Genomic DNA, 20,528 nt, shown 5'->3' with positions numbered 1-20,528 from the left:
AACTATCTGTTACACTTAAACTATTAGTAACAAGAATAGCAGTAGGTATATGCATGGCTTTTCCTGTCCTTATCTGTGACGACTCTGCGTTAGCCCGAAAGCAAATGGCGCGTTCATTACCTGCTTCTTTGAATGCAGAGATTACTTTTGCCGTCCATGGGCTGGATGCACTAGAACAACTAGAACAGAACGACTTTAAATTGATGTTTCTCGACTTAACCATGCCTGAGCTTGATGGCTTTGGTACGTTAGAAGAGATAGGCAATCGTGATATCAACATACAAGTTGTGGTGGTTTCCGGCGATATTCAGCCTAAAGCGAAAGAGCGGGTCATGGCTCTTGGGGCCAAAGCTTTTATACAAAAACCGATCGATAAAGACGCGTTAAACGCTGTATTAAAAGAGTTAGTTGAAAAGCCCACTCAGCCACAAATAGTCACGCCTGTGTCTGTTGATTTACCCGTATTACGTCGACGCGATATTTATATGGAAGTGGCCAACGTCTCTATCGGTAGAGCGGCTGATGCCCTTGCTCGGCACTTTGATGTCTTCGTACACCTTCCTCTTCCTAATGTTAATATCTTCGAAGTTAGTGAATTGCATATGGCGCTGCGTGATTTGGCTGAGAACGATCAGGTGTCGGGAGTTTGCCAAGGCTTCAGTGGAGAAGGCATTGCCGGAGAAGCATTGGTCTTGCTCAGTGATTCCAGTGTTTGTGATTTAAAAAAATTAATGAAAGTCCCGGCTGATAGCGAAGAGCTGGAAGAGTTAGAGCTGTTGATGGATGTGTCAAATATTCTCGTCGGTTCTTTCTTGAATGGATTAGGCAAGCAGGCAGAGGTTCGTTTTTTCCAAAGTTCACCAGTATTGCTCGGTCAACATATTTCGATCGATTCAGTTATCCAATCGACAACGGGATCGTTTAAGAAAACCATGACGTTTGAGGTGAGTTACAACATCGATGGGACCTCCATCCGCTGTGATCTATTGTTTATGTTTGTTGATGAGTCTCTTCCATTGCTCGACAACAAGTTATCTTACTTGATGGAGGACTTTTGATGCTTAACCTTCCTGCCGAATTTGAGCAATTCCACTGGATGGTGGATATGGTGCAAAATGTCGATCTCGGGCTGATTGTGGTTGATCGTGAGTATAAAGTTCAAGTTTGGAATGGCTTTATGACTCACCATAGTGGAGTTCAGGCTCATGATGCGATAGATAAGTCACTGTTTGAACTGTTTTCTGAGATACCTGAAGACTGGTTTAAATTAAAGAGCAAGCCTGTTTATGATTTAGGATGTCGGAGCTTCATTACATGGCAACAGCGTCCGTACTTATTCAAATGCCGAAACGTAAGACCTGTGACACAGCAAGCGGATTTTATGTACCAAAATATCACACTCAACCCGATGAGAACGCCGACAGGTGACATTCGCTCAATGTTCCTATCCATTCAAGATGCAACGGCTGAGGCTTTGGTTTCGCTGAATCAAGTTAAGTAGAGTGAATTTAGCCTAATGTATGTATAAAGCCAGAATCTGTCTGGCTTTATTTTTATCTTAAGGAGTCCCCATGTCATCCCCCATTCCTCTTTATCGCGCAGAGCAGGTGAAAGCAGGTGAAGTGGTTGCCGCGAAAAGCCAATCAGTAACTTTATATCAACTAATGATTCGTGCTGGTCGTGCCGTCTTCGAATTGATCCAAGAACAATACCCCACATGCCAAAGTATTCTGGTTGTGTGTGGAGGAGGAAACAATGGGGGAGACGGTTATGTGGTGGGTAGATTGGCGATTGAAGCTGGGTGGCGAGTGACGGTCTGGCAAAGTGTCGAGCATAGCAAACTCAAAGGTGATGCACTACAGGCATACCAAGACTTTAGTGCAGTTGGCGGGTGTGTTGAGGTGCCGGACCTAGATTCAAAGCTTAACTATGACTGCATTGTGGATGCTTTGCTTGGCACGGGCCTTTCTGGCTCTGTTAGAGCGCACCTTCTTTTGGTTATTAATAAACTCAATCAGAACGATACCCCCATTGTCTCAGTGGATGTTCCTTCTGGCCTTTCCAGCAATACAGGGCAAGTGCTAGGAAACTGCCTTAAGGCTGACCATACGGTATCTTTTATCGGGCTAAAGCAGGGGTTGTTTACAGGGCAAGCTCGGGATTATACGGGAATAGTGCATTTTCGAGGACTAGGAGTGGAAGGTGCATTTGAACAACAGAATGCTCCGTCTGCGCAGCTGCTTAATAGAGTAGAAGATTATGCACCAATGCTTTCTCGATCAAGAAGTGCGCACAAAGGTTTGCATGGCAAAGTGACGCTTGTGGGAGGCAATCAAGGAATGGGAGGAGCGGCGGTACTTTCTGTATTGGCATGTCAACGGGTCGGGGCAGGTTTGACTGCATTACTTACCCATCCGGATCATACACTACCTGCTTTAGTGTCATGTCCAGAGGTTATGGCATCATCATGGCTGGATAACAAGGTTAATGCGTTGAGGTTGAACCAGTGGTGTAACTGTTTTGCCATTGGCCCTGGTCTAGGTACGGATGCGTCTGCAAAGAAGATGTATAAAGCCGTTGTTGATACCACATTGAATAAAGTGTTTGATGCAGATGCTCTTAACTTGCTTGCAGAAAAAGCAAATTATGACCCTAATCGAATCCTGACCCCCCATCCAGGTGAAGCCTCTCGGCTTTTAGGGTGCTCAGTTCAAGCTATAGAAAGTGATAGATTCAATGCAGTACGCAAGCTGCACAAGAAATATGGTGGTGTCATCGTTTTAAAGGGGGCAGGAACGCTCATTTGTGATGGACAAAAAACCTATATTTGCAATGCAGGCAATCCGGGAATGGCGACTGGAGGAATGGGGGATGTTCTTACTGGTGCGATCCTTGGTCTGCTAGCACAGGGAGAAAGTTTGATCAGTGCGGCAGTAAAAGGTGTGATGATACATAGCCAAGCCGCTGACAGAGAGGCTGAAATCAACGGTGAACGAGGCCTTTGTGCAAGCGATTTACTGCCTCATATTCGTTATTTGGTGAACACATAAACCCAATACAACCTTTTTCACCAAAAACAATGAAGTGAACGATTTCGGAAAACGATTGCGGGATGCGTGATGAATTTTTATCAGTAGACTCTAAGTCTTTGTTTGTTGGAGTTTCTTTTGGCGAAAGGGATGGTATGGGGGAATCGGATTTGCAAGATGACAAGATGGTATCACAAAAAAAATGCAAATATCAGTCTTGCGGGAAATAAATCCCAGCCTATAATGCTGAAAACCGGAGCGTCTGCCAACGCTCCGGTTTTTTTGTGTCCGAAACTCAGTAAAACGTCTGCCAACGTTTACCGAAAACGCACGACACGTAAATTTGCTTACAGGAAAATTTATCATGCGTATCGAACAAGAACTTAAGTTAGGCTTTAAAGATGTACTGTTCCGCCCGAAGCGTTCCACCCTTAAAAGTCGTTCTCAAGTTGAATTAACCCGCGATTTTACATTCAAGCATAGTGGTCGTCAATGGTCTGGCACACCGGTAATTGCGGCAAACATGGACTCAGTGGGTAGCTTCGCGATGGCAGAAGCTCTAGCTGAACATGGTGTGATGACTGCAATTCATAAACACTACACTGTTGAGCAGTGGGCTGATTTCGTAGAATCAGCCGATCAGAGCACATTGAACAATGTATTTGTCTCAACTGGTACTTCTGAGGCTGACTTTCAAAAGACTCAAGACATCATGGCGTTAAGTGATGACCTCATTTTCATATGTATTGATATCGCCAACGGCTATTCAGAGCACTTAGTCGAGTACGTAGAAAAAGTGCGTGCAGCCTTTCCTGATAAAGTGATCTCCGCAGGTAACGTTGTGACTGGCGATATGTGTGAAGAACTTATCCTCGCAGGCGCGGATATAGTGAAAGTGGGTATTGGTCCCGGCTCTGTATGTACCACTCGCGTTAAGACAGGTGTGGGTTATCCTCAGCTTTCAGCCATCATCGAATGTGGTGATGCTGCGCATGGCCTAGGCGGCATGATCATCGGTGACGGTGGCTGTTCATGCGCAGGTGATGTAGCAAAAGCCTTCGGCGGCGGCGCTGATTTCGTTATGCTAGGTGGTATGCTTGCCGGCCACGAAGAGTCAGGCGGTGAACTTGTTGAGAAAGACGGTGAGACATTTATGAAGTTCTATGGCATGTCTTCTCAGTCTGCTATGGATAAGCACTCAGGCGGTGTTGCAAAGTACCGCGCAGCTGAAGGAAAAACCGTACTATTACCATTCCGTGGCAGTGTTCACGGCACTATCTCAGACATCCTTGGTGGCGTGCGTTCAACTTGTACCTACGTAGGCGCAGCAAAGCTTAAAGAGCTAACTAAGCGTACGACTTTCATCCGTGTACAAGAGCAAGAGAACAACGTTTTCGGTAAAGAGAAGTAATCCTGCACTTCTGAAAACTCGAAATATTAAGAGCCGCATTTTGCGGCTCTTTTTTTGCCTGAAAATTGTTAAGTGGCGACAACTATAAAGAGTAATATCTATATATGTTCACTCAGCTTCTCCGGCTCTGTCTATCTACTTACACTGTTTATTACGCTACCTAATCAAAAACAATTTGAATGGTATTAGGTTACACATAAGGCTAAAAGATGGGAAGAACTTCACAAAGGTCTAATTGGAGTAGGTGAAAATAAGCGGTGGCTTTAATCCAGCTCCCCGAGATCGTCGAAAGTAGTTTGAAAATTAAACAAGATAAAGGAAGGCATCAGACAAGTAATCCCTTCTAAAGAAAACGCCAAGCTTAAGCTTGGCGTAGTGAATGTGGACTTTAGAAGATTAAACTTTAGGTGTGGTTCAAGTTATTCTCTTGCACTAAGATATCTTGCTTCGCATAATCCGCTGTTTTGTGTGACACCTATCCGAACGGGTTTCTGTGTAGAATAGGCAGTTAATGCTGTGGAGAGCATAGCTTTGGGACTAGGCTTGTTATTTGAGCTGAGCCACACAATGTCATGTCCACATTTCCATTCTGAAGATGCCGGATTTGGATTGGTATGGTCTTTGAGACCAATCCACACACTTTCGTTTTCCATAGCCGTTACCCTGTATACAGTAGCGGTCCAGTGAACCTCACCCTCAGATGCAACAGAAGGGATGGTGAATAGAGTTGTGGCTAGTATAGCTAATAGTTTTTTCATTGATTTTTCTCAGCTTAGTCTTTATTTGAGAAGGATATTAATGCATTACAGATTTAAATGTTAGGGTGATTTTAAATAGACTGGGTTGATGGAAATACTTTGAGTAGGGAAGGTATGCGTTGGCTGTTGAGTTGTTTGGCTGGTTTTATCTATCTGTTTCAATCCTTTAACTTTAAATTGAATTAGGCTGGGTAATAACTTTCGTCTTACTTATCAAAGTTCATTGGTAGGCGGGTCACAGAATGAAAATCCAAAATGTCACACAGTAGATGAACATTAGATCTTTTGTAATTATGCTGGTGCAGAATTATTGGAGGAGCTATGGATCTATTAGTTAAGTTGTATGATATGCCCCAGTTAGAACGAACTTGCCCAAGTGATGTACTGATTCGACCTGCTATGGTGCCGGAGAGGCATATAGTTGTCGATTTTGTTCGAAAACACTTTAGTGAATATTGGGTAAGTGAAGTCGAGTTTGCCTTATCACAACATCCTGTTCGTTGTTTGGTTGCCATTCAAAATGGAAATGTAGTGGGTTTTGCTTGTTACGACACCACTTTTAAAGGTTTCTTTGGCCCCACTGGCGTGAGTGAGGCGATGAGAGGTCGAGGCATTGGAGAGTTGCTTCTGCATAAAGCTCTCAATTGCATGAAGGATCAAGGCCATTGCTATGCATTTGTAGGAAAGGCTGGCCCAAAAGAATTTTATGAGCGCTCTGTTAATGCTATCGAAATTGAAGGTTCCGTCCCTGGTGCTTACAAAGGCCTATTACGAAGAGAAAATCAAAATTAAGTGATATATTATCTAAGTGTGAGAGGGTGTGGTTTTATTATTTTTGTAAATTATGATGAATAATATTATTGAACTATATTTATTAAAATATTGAAACACTAACTGATTAGGGCCGTTATTAGCGGCTCTTTTTATATATTAAAATTAATAAAAATAAGAATAATCTTATTTTAATCGTTTTCATGTTAGCTATTATCTTAAAGCTAGATTTTATGATGTTTCATATTGATAAGTGAGAATGATGAAAGAAAAAGAGCATATAGATGAAATTTTGAGTAAACACTCAGAGTTTGAATGCCAGAATCTATCTAGTAGCGTATCAAGTGAAGAGTTTATCAATAATCAAGCCTTATTTTTTGATAAAGAGTCTCACTGGTACGCATCAGAAGAATCTAGACCGGGGTTTACGGAATTAAGGCTGCAAGATATTGCTTTTAGCCCTCAAAAGTACTTGGAAGAAAAACACACTGATGCTCTTAATATCTTAGATGTCGGGACAGGTTCAGGAGTGCTGATTAAATATATAGAAGATGCATTCCAAAATATTTGTCTGCATGCTTTGGACTTGTCCTACAATCAACTGAGAATCGTTCAGTCTCAATATCCACATGTCTATACTCATCAGGGAGATATATCTAGCTTTGTTAATCCAGTAGCATTTGATGTGATATATTGTAATGCTTGCTTTGGAAACTTTTTAAACCAAACGGCTGCGTTAAAGAACATGTCAAATATGTTGAGTAATCATGGCATTATTGTAATCAGTCATCCTCTTGGGTCCGACTTTGTTGAACACCTTCATCTGAGTAATAAGTTCATTGTGCCGAACACTTTACCCACTAGCATAACAGAAATTCAAGAGTTAATTTCAGACACCAAACTAATAGTATCTGACCTGATAGATACTAAAGATCTTTACATATGTGTTTTGAAAAAGACGGTTTGTTGAGAGTAATGCTATTAATTTATCCACAGTTGGCAGCTAATAAAGATAGCCCTTTGTGATTAAAAACATGAGGTTGTCACTCCAATAGAAAGTGACACTTAAAACCAATGTTTGATCAGCACTTCTTAATTATGACAAGTATGCAGTTGTAATCTTTTGTTAAGTACACTGACCCTCACAGGGAAGGATAAAAACCTACTTGATTTTAAAGAAATTTCTTTGTCCTTGTTCAACTTAGATACTATTATCTCTTTAGTAAAGTGTTAAAATTGCTTATAATTTCAGATAATTAACCATTGCTTGTGTAGGGGAAGCTGAGCGTGGCAAGTGTCGCTTCAAAGATAAAAATAGCAATACTGGATGATCATGAACTCGTATTACAGGGTATCAAGTCCTACTTAACTAATGAAGAAAGCTTCACTATCCTTGGTACCTATACAAAAAGTAGTGAATTGCTTAAAAGCTTTATCCATAACCTACCAGATGTGCTTGTTGCTGATTATGAGCTGACACCCGATGAGAACGATGGTGCTAATTTAGTTCGTTCTATTCACGCGAAATTTCCAAGTGTCAAAATCATAGTCATGTCCAGTCATTTTAATACAGGTATCGTTTCGTTAGCGTTACGTGCTGGGGCAAAAGGATTTGTTGGGAAACATCAAAGCCAAGAAGAACTGATTAAAGCAGTCAAAATGGTCTGTAAGGGAAAGCTGTATTTAGAACGAAATATGGCAGAACAAATCTCTGAAAATAGGGGTGTTTCTCTAAGCCTCAATAATGGCTCTTCTCATACATCATTGCAGATGACCCCGCTGATTAAACAAGGTGAGCTCACCACCCGAGAGAGAGAAGTAATCCGATGCTTAATTTCCGGAATGACTGTGTCTGAAATCGCTGCTAAGTTTTCTCGGAGCATTAAAACAATCAGCACACAAAAGGTAAATGCTATGAAAAAACTCGGTGTGAGTAGTGATAAAGAGCTTTACCAAATAGAATTTAAAGAGATAGATAGACAAGAATAAACCTACTATCCTGTACTAATTTAGCTCTGAACTAGCAGAGTAAAGCGGAAGTTTAGATCGAATCTGAATTAGCACACTTTAGGTAACTTACTCTTCTATCTCATTTTTGGTCGGTAAAGGATGGGTTAATAGGTCGCTATAAAATCTAGATTCCGAAAATTGGAAATTTATAATGGATTCATCGGATTGAAATGTAGAGCTCTTAAATTCTAACTCAGTGTTTTTACCAGTCACTATATAATCATTATGGACAACTATGGAATCAGAGGAAATAGTGCTTAATTCACTGTTCTTAAAGCTTAATTCTACACCTCCAGACATAATATGGTTACCTTGGTTGTCTAAGAATTGACTTTTTGTATAAATGATTTTCGGATATAGGTTATATGAGTCGCAATTTAAAGCTAGAGTGAAGAATAATATTGTTACTATTTTTAGAGCTCGATGGGTTTCAATATTATTTTTTGATTTCGGTAATAGTGTAAGAGTGTTAATGTCTAAAGTGGCTTGTAGAGATTGAATAGTTTCTTTGGATGCTATACCTGTTTTCTCTACTCTTTGGATAGTACGAATACTCAAGCCACTCATCATAGCAAGACTCTCTTGAGTCAATAATCGCTTTTCTCGAATCTCTTTAAGTTTATTACCATCAACTTTCATAACGATTACTGTATGTAAGTAAGCCCAGAGAGAATATTCGATTCTGGGCTATTTAAGAGTTATTGATACTTATTGAATATTACTTCCCCCAAATCCGCAACAACTTTGTCTCGCTCCTCAAGGGATGTTTCACCTTTTCTCACATACATCGAAATGAGCAGTGGGGAGCGAGTATCAGACCACGCCATGGAAATGATTCCTCGGACACCATAACTGCTTGCACCGGAGCGATCCGCGATTTGCCATCCTTGAGGCAAAGAGGCCCTAAGTAGTCCATCTGCGACTTTGTTTCCTTCCATCCAAGCTAACAGCTGCTGCTTTGATGTGTCAGAAAGCGTCTCACCAAGCAAGAGTTCTTGTAAGCTTTTTGTCATTGCATTGGTGGTGGTTGTGTCCCTGTCATCACCAGCCACGTTGAGAGTCAAATCCGGTTCGTATCGATCGGAGCGGAATGTCTCGTCCCCTATTGAACGCATAAACTTTGTTAAGCTCAGTGGGCCACCAACGGCGGATATTGCATAGTTAGCCGCTGTGTTATCACTATATGCTGTTGTGGCATCACAGGCTTGTTTCAAGGAAAAGTCTTTCCCTACATAATCTTGAGTGATTGGAGAGTACTCTACGATATCTTCTTTACTCAACTTGATGCTATCATCAAGCGACAATTGCTGATGATCGACTTTATATAATACATTTGCGCACGCTAAGACTTTGATAGTGCTGTTGAAATGAAATCGCGTGTCACCATTTATAGACTCCATTTCGTTTGAGCTCGTATCTAAAATCGTGACCCCGACTTCCCATCCTTTTTGCTCATAATATTGAACTCTCTCCTCCAAATCAGACGCTAGTGCGTTTGTTGACATCAATAAACAAGTTGATAGAACGGCTAAGCGCGCCGATGTATAGCTGTAAGGTTTTTTCATAACTAGTTATTTCGCATTTTAATGAATGGGAGCCAGTGATTCTTGAATCACAGCCTACATCGATTCCTCAATACAGCGAAACCCCTTAGTGAGGTGATTTTGTAAAATTAGGATTATTCCTATTTTTTTTATGTGGAGGGAGATCTAAGTTTAGCAAGCTTTATTGAATAGATGGCTTGTCAGGCCGACCAAGGATGTAAATTAGTCGTGCATGCTTGTCCTTCTGGTAACGACTTAAAATGTTTTTCCGAAGTAACCCTTAGTTGTCTGAGCTCGCGGCAGATAACATTTAAAAATTGAGAAGATGATGAAGAAAAGAATGAAATTGCACATCACGTTAGCCACTATTTGTTCGTTAAGTACTTTTACGGCTTTTGCGAGCTCTGAAGCGACCATAGATAGCAAATTAAAAAATATCGTAGATGAAAATGCAGCAGAGCTGATGAAGGAATATGATATCCCAGGCTTGGCTGTGGCAGTCACGGTAGATGGTGAACGTTACTATTACGATTATGGTGTTGCCGATAAAGAAACCAACAGCCCGGTAACCAATGAAACCATCTTTGAGTTGGGTTCAGTGAGTAAGACTTTCGCGGCAACTTTGGCTGGCTATGCCGAGCAAAAGGGTAAGTTGAATATGGGGGATAAAGTTTCGGCTTACATGCCAGAGCTGAATGGTAGCCCTCTAGGAGAGGCTAAGTTACTACACATCGCCACCTATACTGCGGGTGGGCTACCTCTTCAATTTCCTAGTGAAGTGACCGATCATCAGGGCATGATCAATTATTACCAATCTTGGCAGCCTGAGTTTGAAGCAGGTGAACAGCGGAGGTATTCAAACCCTAGCATCGGTTTGTATGGTTATATCGGAGCCTTGAGTATGAAGGCTGACTACGCTGAAATGATGGAAAAGGTTATTCTCCCTAAACTTGGAATGGCCAATACGTTCGTAAATGTTCCTAGCAATTTAACGCACAAATATGCCTTTGGATATAATGCAAAGAATGAAGCAGTGCGAGTAAGCCCAGGAGTGCTTGACGCTGAAGCTTATGGTATTAAATCGACTAGTGCGGATATGCTTCACTTTATCGAAGCGAATATGGGAAAAATATCTCTAAGTGATGATATCGAGAAGGCGATAGAAAGCACACATAAAGGGTATTTTGATGTTGGCCCATTCACCCAAGCCGTTGGTTGGGAGAGTTATGACTACCCGGTTTCACTTCAAGATTTATTAAAGGGGAACTCAAGAGAGATTATGTTCGCTTCTAATCCAGTTACTGAAAGCCAATCTAGTAAACTAGGAGGTGCTGCTTGGGTCAACAAGACAGGCTCAACAGGTGGTTTTGGCGCGTATGTGGCGTATGTACCCTCTGAAAAAATTGGAGTGGTGATTCTAGCCAATAAAAGCTATCCAATTAATGAAAGAGTGGAAGCGGCTTACGACATTATTAGCGCTATCACTCAATAGATAGAAAGCGCTCAACGTTAACAGCTTAAAGTAACGTTGAGCTTGCTCACATACACTCTCTCATTACCCGATATTGAACCGACAAAAGATCCATACAGGGATGAGTTACATACTAAGTAATTTGAGCAGTCGGTATACATATTGACGTGGTAGAAGTTATTTGTACTATTGAGTAGAAAATTTATTTAAATCTGGAGTTAAAATGAAAACCAAGCACTGGTCGAAGACCACTTTGCTGCATGAAGTTGTGACGAACCCTAATATCACTATTAAGGGTAAACACAGCTATTACAGCGACTGCTGGGATGCAGGGTTTGAAGAGTCTGTCGTCAGATATTTACAAGGTGATGAGGGCAGCCGAGATTGGGAATTAAAATGGAAGGTTGATAAGTTACATATCGGTGACTTCGTGTGTATTGCGCCTGAGGTTGTGATCGTGATGGGTGGTAATAGTACCCACAGAGCAGACTGGCTATGTTTATATCCGTTTATGGACTTTATCGAAGAGGCGTATGTCGGAAAAGGCGATACACATATTGGTGATGGAGTATGGATCGGCATGAGAGCCATGATCATGCCGGGTGTCAATATTGGGGAAGGGGCGGTTATTGCTGCAAATAGCGTAGTTACTAAGGATGTAGAGCCTTATAGTATGGTGGCAGGTTCACCCGCTCAGCATGTAAGATATCGTTTCACCAAAGAAACCATTGATGAGTTAATGGCGTTGAAAGTATATGACTGGCCGGCAGATAAAATTGAAAGCTTAAAAAGGTTACTATGTTCAGATGACATTGAAGGTTTGAAAAAAGCCAGCGCAGAATATGATAGCAGAGCAAGCTGAACACAAGACCACCATTATTTTTTGATCAAACAAAGGAGGCTGAATATATTCGCCTCCTTTGTTTGTTTTTGAGCCTTAAATATGATTATCAAACAAGCCAGTTAGGGCTGGCTTGCCGATTTTCAATAGGGTCAACACACACGTTGGTAACTGTTGTGTTTAAGCAGAGTGAGCAGATCACCTTGGCCATGTTTCTCAACGGCTGCTCGTTGTTGATGACGAATCACTTGGTCATAGGTTGGGCGGTTAACTGACCGCAAAACACCGACTGGAACAGGAAATTCAGGATAACTCAAGTTAGCCAGAGCATAAGCATAGTTTGGGTTATCATTATTCGGTAAGTGCATCAGAAGATTAGTAGTATCGGATTCCACAACCTCAAACCCAAACCCTTTGTTGGTCAGTGCTTTGGAATGGTGTCTGCCATACAATAAGGGTTCATTTTCCTTGAGGTAAAGCAAATGTTCATTCCTATTTGCTGGCCCGTTATAGGGCTCATGGACTTTGTCATTGAAAATAACGCAGTTCTGTAATATTTCAACAACCGCTGTTCCAGTATGGGCGGCAGCGGCTTCTAGAACCATGGTCATATGGGTAGGATCATTGTCAGAGGTTCGTGCAAGGAAAGTGGCACCTGCAGACGCTGCTACGGCCAATGGTTTTAGTGTTTGGTCAGGCGATCCCTCTGGGCTTGATTTGGAAACAAACCCTTGCTCACTGGTTGGAGAGTATTGCCCTTTCGTTAACCCATAAACCGCGTTATTAAATAGCAAGATCTTAATATCTTGGTTGCGTCTAATTGCGTGGATAAAGTGATTACCTCCAATACTTAACGCATCACCGTCACCGGTCACGACCCACACATCCAGATCTGGATTGGTCGCCTTAACACCTGTCGCTATCGCTGGCGCTCTGCCGTGAATAGTGTGAAACCCATAAGTTTCCAAATAGTAAGGAAAGCGAGAAGAACACCCGATACCAGAAATGAAGACGGTATTCTCTCGGGACCGTCCCGATTTTGCGAGTACTGACTGCATGGTTTTTAGAACATTGAAGTCGCCGCACCCACGACACCACTTCACTTCAACATCAGACGCGAAATCTTTGCGGTTGAGTTCATTAGTCTTCATGTTTGATTTCCTCTTGGTAATGCTGAATCGAATCTATGACATCTTGAACCTTAAATGGCAGCCCCTTAACTTGAGTGATGCTGTGTGCGTCAGTGGAAAATTGAGCTCGAATGACATTAACTAACTGCTGATTATTAAGTTCGAAGACGATTATGTGCTCATACTGACTGATGATGTCCGCGAGGTTTGCAGGAAAAGGGTTGAGGTATTGGATATGGGCATGAGCCACTGAGGCGCCTTGCTTTCTTAGTTGTGATATTGCGGTTGCTATTGTGCCCTGAGTGCCGCCCCAACTAATGACTAAAACAGAATCTTGAAGGTGCCCGACTAATGACTGCTCTGGTATGAAATGTTGGATATTACTAATTTTGTGGGCTCTTTCCTCGGTCATACGTTGATGATTTTCGGGATCGTGAGAAGGCTCACCTGTGATTGATTGTTTTTCTAACCCTCCAATGCGGTGCATTTTATTTTGGGTTCCTGGAGTCACCCATTCGCGGCTGAGGTAGACCTCATCACGCATATAGGGCTGAAATGGTGTTGAGTCTGAATGTGACGTTTTCGGACTTAAAGTGATATCGTCAGGGTTAGGGATGAGCCATGACTCTGAACCATTAGCTAGATAACCATCACTTAATAAAATTACAGGTGTCATAAAGGTTGTAGCAATACGACTTGCTTCTAAGGCCATTTCAAAACAATCCGCAGGTGACGCGGCAGCCAGAACGGGCAGTGGAGAATCTCCGTTCCTGCCATATAAAGAAAGCAATAAATCGGATTGCTCGGTTTTGGTTGGCAACCCTGTTGAAGGGCCACCGCGCTGAACATTAACAACCACAAGTGGTAATTCAGCCATGACAGCAAGGTTAATGGTTTCTGTTTTTAAGCATAACCCGGGCCCAGATGTTGATGTCACGCCAAGACCTCCGGCATAAGATGCGCCTAAAGCTGAGCAAGCGGCAGCAATTTCATCTTCGGCTTGGAAAGTTGTAACACCAAAGTGCGCGTAGCGAGACAAGGTATGGAGAATATCAGATGCTGGTGTTATGGGGTATGAACCCAAGAACAATGGACGTTTTAGCTTTTCGGCGGCGCATATCAAGCCTAATGATAAAGCCTCATTGCCAGATACTGTGCGGTAGAGACCATGCTTTTCAGCCACGGGGGCAACTTGATAGCATTCACTGAATATTTCTGTGGTATCGGCGTAATTGAATCCGGATTTTAGTGCCAGGATGTTCGCCTCACGAGCTTGTGGTCTATCAGAGAACTTATCATTCAACCACTGGATGGTTGGCGCCATTGGGCGATTATAAATCCAGCACACAATACCAAGCATAAAGAAATTCTTACTGCGCTTAACTATTTTTGGCGCAATATTCAGCTCAGCAAGCGATTGCACTGTCAAGCGAGTAAAGCTGTCGGCAATGACCCGGTAGTTTGCCAAACTGTCATCGGTTAATGGATCAGATTGGTATCCGGCAAGCTCAAGATTCTTGTTATTAAAGCCATCCACATCAATAAGGACGAGTCCGCCACAGGCTAACTGTGAAATCTTGCTTTTCAGTGCCGCTGCGTTTAAAGCAATCAAGACGGAAAATTCATCGCCCGGTGTAAATATCTCGGAAGAAGCGAACTGCATTTGGAAAGCTGACACACCCGATGTGGTACCGGCCGGAGCGCGTATTTCTGCTGGGTAGTCAGGTAATGTCATTACATCATTACCTTGCTTTGATGAGTTATCTGAAAAGCGCTCTCCTAGCAACTGGATACCATCCCCTGAGTCTCCGGCAAAACAAATGACTTCGCGTTCAAGTTGAATTATCGTCATAAAACCTCTGACTTTCACTGTTCAATATAGGTATAGGTGTTGCGATTTTTTGACCAGAAAAGCAATAAGCGGCAAGGACGAATACAACTCTGAATTTTCAAGGTGTAGTGCAGTGCTGACTTATGAGATATCTAGCCTAAAAGCAAAAATGTTAAGGTGTGGAATTGAGCCATGTCACGGTATACTAGGAAAGATCACGGGGCACAGAAATACATTTTTCATCACATTAGATGTGAACTTATTTCACTAATTATTGGTCGGTATGGATAAATTAAATTTATTAAAACTGTTTATATCAGTCGTTGATTTAGGCAACTTCACCTCGGCTGCGAATCAGCTCGGGCAGTCACCTTCGACCATCAGTAAAGCCATTGCCAGGTTAGAGCAAAACTTGGGTGTTCGCTTGATTCACCGCACAACGCGTCAGGTAAAGCTCACTGAAGCTGGTTTTAATTACCTAAACACGGCAAGAGAAGTGGTCGATCTTCTTAAAAACAGTGAGGAACAATTAGCTCAGAGTACGAGTTCACCTTCGGGGACACTTCGAGTGAATCTCCCTCTTTCATTCGGCCAGCACTATATTGCTCCTCTGATGCCCGAGTTTTGTCGTCTTTATCCAGAGGTGAAGCTGGATCTTAGCTTTTCGGATGAATATACCGACATACTGGAAAGTGGCATGGACATCGCCGTACGAAGCGGAAAGCTGAATGACAGCAACCTCATTGCTAGACGTTTATGTCCTATTGATTTAGGCATGTTTGCCAGCCCAGAGTACTTACGGGAAAAAGGGCGGCCTGATAGCGTTGAACAGCTAAATGAACACAAATGGATCATGTATCGCTTTAAACAATCTGGGCGTTTACTGACCATGGTGATGACGTTCAACGGGCAACAGATAGAAATCAATCCAGAATACCAAATCACTGTAGATAACGGATACGCGATGGCCACATTGGCTAGCCTTGGAGCGGGTATCGCTTATATGCCTCATTACCTTGCGCGAGATTTAGTCCAAGAAGGAAAGCTGGTATTAGTGTCGCAACCACAAAGAAACCCAGAACAGGCTGTATACCTATACTATCCGTGTCGTGACTTTGTGCCTGCTAAAGTGAAAGTGTTTATTGACTATGTGGTTGAAAAGCTAGAAGAGCAGGGCGAGTCTATGAACAGTAGTTGGATGTACCGAGGTGGTTAAGCGCAATAAGTGAATATCCCAGCTTTCAATTCGTTGTCATGCGTTCAATGCATGACTGTACTTAATTTCAAACTCTGACGATTTCAAAATACCCGTTATGCTCGTGAAAACATAACGGGTGTGGGTTTCACTCTACGTTCTTGAAGTCAGGGGGGCACTTAAGATTCGATTTTAAGAACTTGGCGAGGCCTTGATACACTTGCTGCCCCTCAGGGGAGTTGGGAATCATTGTGTATTCAACATGTGAAAGCCCTTCTAAGATGTGTAGCTCCACTGGGATTTCTTTTTCCAGCAGTTTTCGGTGTGTTCTTAGTGTGTCACTTAACAGTAGGTCTCGTGTGCCACTGACTAAGTAAGTGGGCGGGTAGTTTTCAAAGCTACCATATATTGGTGACAGGTATGGTGTCTTTAGATCTGTGCCATTTGCATACAACAAAGCGGAAGCTTCTAGCCACCCATCGTAAGTGTTTAATACGCGGTCAATCCCATCTAAAGTATGGAGCGTGTCGCTGCTGTCAGAGAGATCTGACCAAGGTGAACCTGCATATAAGGCTCCAGGCATTGGCAGCCCCATTACTTGGAATTTTTGTAGTGCCGCCATACTTAGCCCAGCACCGGCAGAGGAACCGCCAATTGCGATTTTGTTAGCTGGGTATTGATTCAACAGGCTTTTATATACCTGAATAGCGTCATTGAGTGCAGCAGGGTAAGGGTGGCTTGGAGGCATTCTGTAATCCACAGCAATAACCTTTATATTGGCTGATGCAGCAATGAGTGCGCCTTCATACGCACCAAGAGGGCCTGAATTAAACACATAGGCACCGCCATGCAGATATAAGAAAACAGATTGCGGTTCTGTCTTGTCTGCTTGTGGTGGGGAGAGCTCATAGGTCAGTACGCCTCCCATATTACGCTCTGTTGCTTCAATTCCGAACCAGTCTTCTAAATTTTCTAACGTGATCCCTGCTCCATCAATAGTTTCAATTAGCTCTTGCCATTCTTGCTCATTGGTTGGTTTGCTCGCCGTAACTTCTTTAGGGTAAACGTAACCTTGCTTTATGGCGTTTTGTAGCTCTTCGCTAGCAGCACTTGGGATAGGGAATTTGTCTAAGCCTGTTGTGTCTGCAGCACAACCAGAAGCGTATAACAGTGCGGTTGTAGAAAGAAGTATGTTTCTCACTAATGAATACGAGATTAAACTTTGCATATCAATGGTTTCCAAGTCGTTGAGTTTATATACGGTTAATAAGACTTGGAATTAAACGTAAATAGTGAGTGGTTTCAAATCAGAGGATTCCTATTTTTAAACGCTGAAAATGTAATGAATCGCAATGTGAAGTTCATCTTTCATCTCATTTTTATTTATAAAGAAACTCTATTCAATTACGATGTTTACTTTTTTTAAAAATCTTTTAAAAACATAGGTATGCATATAAATAAATATAAAATATAAGCGATGTCATATAAAAGTCATAGGGTAGTTCTAGTTGTGAATGAGTAGGGGCGGCTAATATCGCAATGCGACACAATATTTCATTTGTGTCCTTTTAAAAACACAGAGTTCACCTTGGAGGAATCATGAAAAGAAATGTGATGATGAAAAGCATGCTAGTGTGCTTTTTGTTCTCGGCACCGTCATTCGCAGTGGAAATGAGCGCAAATAAAAACTATCAAGTGCAAAAGTATATTGGAAATGCCGAGATTTTATTTGGACCCGAAGAAAAGTTTGAAATAGAAGCAGACTCTATTTCTGAAATAGCGGGTAAAACCATTTATTCAGGTAGTGTATCTATCAAGATATTGCGTAGCGGTGAGGCTCCAGGAAAGATGGCTGAAGTGGCTTCGAGTCAAAATCATGAAGGTGCTGAGTACCTAGAAACCATCACAGTAGAGGATAAGTATCTGATCGCTGAATCGGATCGTGTCACACTATATCGATTGGCAAATGGGGGAAACTTGTTAAAATCAGATGAGTTTACTTTGGTTCGTCGTCATTGAATTGTATGACGTACTGATAGGCTGATATTTTTAGGCCAAAACTGCAGTGAATGTAGTTTTGGCCTCGTTAATTTTAAGGGGATGACGCGGCAATAAGCTCAGTTGTTCCTGTTTACTATTGATTGCTCTTCCACTCGCTATGACTGGTACTGGCTCACTTCTATGATTGCACTTTTATTCAAAATCGCTCGACTCTGTCGTAACCTTGTTACGCTGTTAATAATGATACTTTGGGTGATGCCGACCCAGGCTCATGAGTTGTTCAGTCAAGAAGAAAAACAGTGGATAAGGGCTAACCCTGTTGTTTGGTACGCTTATCCTGATAGTTGGCCAGTCGACTTTGAGCAAGAAGGGCATCATGTTGGGTTGTCAAAAGATTATCTGGATATTATCTCTGAAATTTCTGGTTTAACGTTCCGCGCAGTGTCAGATGATACGGCCAATGGTAACAGCCAAACCGTTGACTTGATTTCGCTAGTTTCACAGCGTTTTGCAATGGAAGATAAACATTGGCTACTGACTATCCCCTATCTAAATGTTGGGGCCTTAGTGGTTTCGAAATCAGACAAAGCTACCGTTTATTCCCTTAAGCAACTCTATGGTAAAAAACTTGGTGTACTGAAAAATAATCGTTTCTTTAGTGATTGGCTAATTAAGCATCACCCCCAAATCATACTGGTTGAATTCGAGGATGCTCTTCATGCCATCGAAGCTATTAAAGAGGGCGATGTTTATGCCGTTCTAGATACAGAACTCACGATGCGTCCAATTGTGCAGCGATATGCTCCGATGAGCCTATCCATTACGGGTAGCCTACCTGAAGCTTATATTGGTCTGAGTATGGCTGTAGATAGTTCAAAGCCTGTGTTGCTCTCTATTTTGAACAAATCGCTTCAAGCATTGACCGCTGAGCAAACGGAGAAGATTTTTAATCAGTGGGGTAACACTCTCCAATTGGGAGTTCCTCCAGTAAAAACGGTGCTGTATTACTATCGCTATGAGGCTGTTACATACAGCATTTTAATCTGTGTGCTTTTGGTTGCCATGCGTCAGGTTTGGATAAGCCGACGACGAGCGCAAGCCAGTGAAAAGAGTAAAGCCCGTTTTCTTGCTGTCATGAGTCATGAGATTCGAACGCCATTGAATGCGGTAATGGCTTCTTTGGACTTACTTAAGCAATGTGATACACCACAACAAGAGCAAAAGTACCTAAGCTTAGCGCGGCAATCTGCGAACAACCTAATGGAACTGTTAAACGACATTCTGGATTATTCGCGTTTAGAATCTGAAAGTATGACGATTCGCAAAGAGGCTATTGATGTTGGGGAACTATTAAAGTCGGTTTGTGATAGTCATCAGCCCTCAGCAATCAACAAAGGTTTAGTGCTGAGGTTGAAAGAAAGGACTGACGCCGAAAAACTTTTCATTAAAAGTGATGCTCAACGATTAAGACAAATCCTGCATAATCTAGTATCAAATGCGATTAAATTTTCTTCTAGTGGAGAAATTCTTATGTCGTGGGAGGTTGTAAGAAATAACAGTGAACCCTCTGTAGTCATCGATGTCCGTGATGAAGGGCAAGGTATCGAAAAAGAAGCGCAAGCCAAAGTGTTTAAAGCTTGGGAGCAATCAAATAGTGGAGTGAGCCGGGGTGGAAGTGGGTTAGGGCTATACATCTCAAACCAGTTTGCGCAGTTAATGGGAGGAAAGTTAACTTTACATAGTGAGCTGGGCAAAGGAACGCGAGTATCGCTTTCATTGCCTTTAGAACTGGCGTCCGAACAAGAAATGTACGCTTGTTCTGTTGAACAAAGCGGTGTTCAATTTAATGATGAAACCTCTGTCTTAGTCGTTGAAGATCATCCGGTAAACCGACAACTTATTTGTGAGCAGTTGCGCTCTTTAGGATGTCATGTGGAGAGCGCTGACAGTGGGGAAGCCGCACTGGCACTGCTCGAAGATGAAAACTATTACAGTATGATTTTACTGGATTGTCATCTTCCTGGTTATAGTGGTTATCAGGTGGCTGAAAAGATACGCGATAGGGAAGAACAACTTGAATTAGATCATACTCCTATTGTGGCCATCTCTGCGCTAAACGAGCAAAAGCATGTTGAAAAGTGTTATGCCAGTGGTATGGATGACGTACTTCATAAGCCGATAAGTTTTGAAAACTTAGTTCCGGTTTTAAATAAGTGGTGTGAGCAAGCGGCCACGATGGCTACGGCCTTGTCTTCGACACAGTTATTTACCCAAGAACAATGCACACTTGTCGAAGCCGATTTGAGATCGTTGGAACTGGCATTTAACAATGGAGACATTAAGCATCAGTTGTATTACGCGCACCGCCTTCATGGGGTTGCTCTGATGTCTAAAGACGCGGCGTTTATAAAGAGCGCCGCGCGCTTAGAGAGTTTGCTGCGAGAGAAAAAGCCCATATCGGCGCAAGAAGGCGCAGCATGGTGCAGCAAGTTAGCATGGCAAATTTTAGCCTTATCTCAAGATAAGACTGAATAAT

17 protein-coding genes are annotated in these 20,528 nt (G+C 42.3%); 12 read left to right on the top strand and 5 right to left on the bottom strand.

Features of this window, described 5'->3' with window-relative positions:
* Positions 1–53: 53 nt before the first annotated feature.
* The 7 genes from CTT30_RS20255 to CTT30_RS20225 all read left to right on the top strand — a co-directional run bounded on the left by CTT30_RS20255 (position 54) and on the right by CTT30_RS20225 (position 7,958).
* Positions 54–1,058 carry a response regulator gene (locus CTT30_RS20255; protein ID WP_239874504.1) on the top strand — a complete coding sequence of 335 codons (1,005 nt, stop codon included), beginning with the start codon at positions 54–56 and terminating at the stop codon, positions 1,056–1,058.
* Positions 1,058–1,501, top strand: a complete 444-nt coding sequence (locus tag CTT30_RS20250; RefSeq protein WP_239863853.1) for a PAS domain-containing protein — start codon at positions 1,058–1,060, stop codon at positions 1,499–1,501. The genes CTT30_RS20255 and CTT30_RS20250 overlap by 1 nt, the downstream gene beginning before the upstream one ends.
* Before the next feature lie 70 nt (positions 1,502–1,571).
* The gene (locus CTT30_RS20245; protein WP_252036804.1) at positions 1,572–3,050 is read left to right on the top strand and encodes an NAD(P)H-hydrate dehydratase; all 1,479 of its coding nucleotides are present in this window, start codon (positions 1,572–1,574) and stop codon (positions 3,048–3,050) included.
* Between the two features lie 343 nt (positions 3,051–3,393).
* Positions 3,394–4,440, top strand: a complete 1,047-nt coding sequence (locus tag CTT30_RS20240) for a GMP reductase (RefSeq protein ID WP_252036803.1) — start codon at positions 3,394–3,396, stop codon at positions 4,438–4,440.
* Positions 4,441–5,519: 1,079 nt separating this feature from the next.
* On the top strand, positions 5,520–5,990 hold the full coding sequence (locus tag CTT30_RS20235) for a GNAT family N-acetyltransferase (RefSeq protein WP_252036802.1): 471 nt from the start codon (positions 5,520–5,522) through the stop codon (positions 5,988–5,990).
* 238 nt (positions 5,991–6,228) lie between these two features.
* Positions 6,229–6,939, top strand: a complete 711-nt coding sequence (locus CTT30_RS20230; protein ID WP_239863860.1) for a methyltransferase domain-containing protein — start codon at positions 6,229–6,231, stop codon at positions 6,937–6,939.
* A 317-nt stretch (positions 6,940–7,256) separates the two neighbouring features.
* Positions 7,257–7,958 (top strand): response regulator transcription factor, encoded by a 702-nt coding sequence (locus tag CTT30_RS20225; protein WP_252036801.1) that lies wholly within the window; start codon positions 7,257–7,259, stop codon positions 7,956–7,958.
* An 87-nt stretch (positions 7,959–8,045) separates the two neighbouring features.
* On the opposite strand, the gene CTT30_RS20220 is transcribed toward CTT30_RS20225, so the two are convergent.
* Both CTT30_RS20220 and bla read right to left on the bottom strand, forming a co-directional pair.
* Positions 8,046–8,618, bottom strand: coding sequence for a helix-turn-helix domain-containing protein (locus CTT30_RS20220; protein ID WP_252036800.1), 573 nt, complete (start codon positions 8,616–8,618; stop codon positions 8,046–8,048).
* Positions 8,619–8,677: 59 nt separating this feature from the next.
* Positions 8,678–9,544 carry a class A beta-lactamase gene (gene bla, locus CTT30_RS20215; RefSeq protein WP_252036799.1) on the bottom strand — a complete coding sequence of 289 codons (867 nt, stop codon included), beginning with the start codon at positions 9,542–9,544 and terminating at the stop codon, positions 8,678–8,680.
* A 319-nt stretch (positions 9,545–9,863) separates the two neighbouring features.
* Here bla and ampC point away from each other — a divergent pair, with 319 nt between their 5' ends.
* Positions 9,864–11,015 (top strand): class C beta-lactamase, encoded by a 1,152-nt coding sequence (gene ampC, locus CTT30_RS20210; RefSeq protein ID WP_252036798.1) that lies wholly within the window; start codon positions 9,864–9,866, stop codon positions 11,013–11,015.
* 202 nt (positions 11,016–11,217) lie between these two features.
* Positions 11,218–11,856 (top strand): CatB-related O-acetyltransferase, encoded by a 639-nt coding sequence (locus tag CTT30_RS20205; RefSeq protein ID WP_252036797.1) that lies wholly within the window; start codon positions 11,218–11,220, stop codon positions 11,854–11,856.
* Between the two features lie 131 nt (positions 11,857–11,987).
* Here the strand turns inward: CTT30_RS20205 and CTT30_RS20200 are convergent, their stop codons facing one another.
* Both CTT30_RS20200 and CTT30_RS20195 read right to left on the bottom strand, forming a co-directional pair.
* Positions 11,988–12,986: a 2-oxoacid:ferredoxin oxidoreductase subunit beta gene (locus tag CTT30_RS20200; protein WP_252036796.1), complete on the bottom strand. Its 999-nt coding sequence runs from the start codon at positions 12,984–12,986 to the stop codon at positions 11,988–11,990.
* Positions 12,976–14,817 (bottom strand): 2-oxoacid:acceptor oxidoreductase subunit alpha, encoded by a 1,842-nt coding sequence (locus CTT30_RS20195; RefSeq protein ID WP_252036795.1) that lies wholly within the window; start codon positions 14,815–14,817, stop codon positions 12,976–12,978. The genes CTT30_RS20200 and CTT30_RS20195 overlap by 11 nt, the downstream gene beginning before the upstream one ends.
* A 262-nt stretch (positions 14,818–15,079) precedes the next feature.
* Here CTT30_RS20195 and CTT30_RS20190 point away from each other — a divergent pair, with 262 nt between their 5' ends.
* A complete protein-coding gene (locus tag CTT30_RS20190; RefSeq protein ID WP_252036794.1) occupies positions 15,080–16,012 on the top strand; it encodes a LysR family transcriptional regulator in 933 nt (310 codons plus the stop codon).
* A gap of 127 nt (positions 16,013–16,139) precedes the next feature.
* Here CTT30_RS20190 and CTT30_RS20185 read toward each other — a convergent pair whose 3' ends face one another.
* Positions 16,140–17,219 carry an alpha/beta hydrolase gene (locus CTT30_RS20185; RefSeq protein WP_252036793.1) on the bottom strand — a complete coding sequence of 360 codons (1,080 nt, stop codon included), beginning with the start codon at positions 17,217–17,219 and terminating at the stop codon, positions 16,140–16,142.
* A gap of 371 nt (positions 17,220–17,590) precedes the next feature.
* Between CTT30_RS20185 and CTT30_RS20180 the strand changes: the two genes are divergently transcribed.
* On the top strand, positions 17,591–18,010 hold the full coding sequence (locus CTT30_RS20180; protein ID WP_252036792.1) for a hypothetical protein: 420 nt from the start codon (positions 17,591–17,593) through the stop codon (positions 18,008–18,010).
* 237 nt (positions 18,011–18,247) lie between these two features.
* Positions 18,248–20,527 carry an ATP-binding protein gene (locus CTT30_RS20175; RefSeq protein WP_252037614.1) on the top strand — a complete coding sequence of 760 codons (2,280 nt, stop codon included), beginning with the start codon at positions 18,248–18,250 and terminating at the stop codon, positions 20,525–20,527.
* Position 20,528 lies beyond the last annotated feature (1 nt).

Origin of the sequence: Vibrio coralliilyticus, assembly GCF_024449095.1 — a bacterium.
Lineage (GTDB): Bacteria > Pseudomonadota > Gammaproteobacteria > Enterobacterales > Vibrionaceae > Vibrio > Vibrio coralliilyticus_A.
The sequence above is the reverse complement of the archived record's forward strand: the minus strand, read 5'-3'. Positions and strand labels throughout refer to the sequence as shown.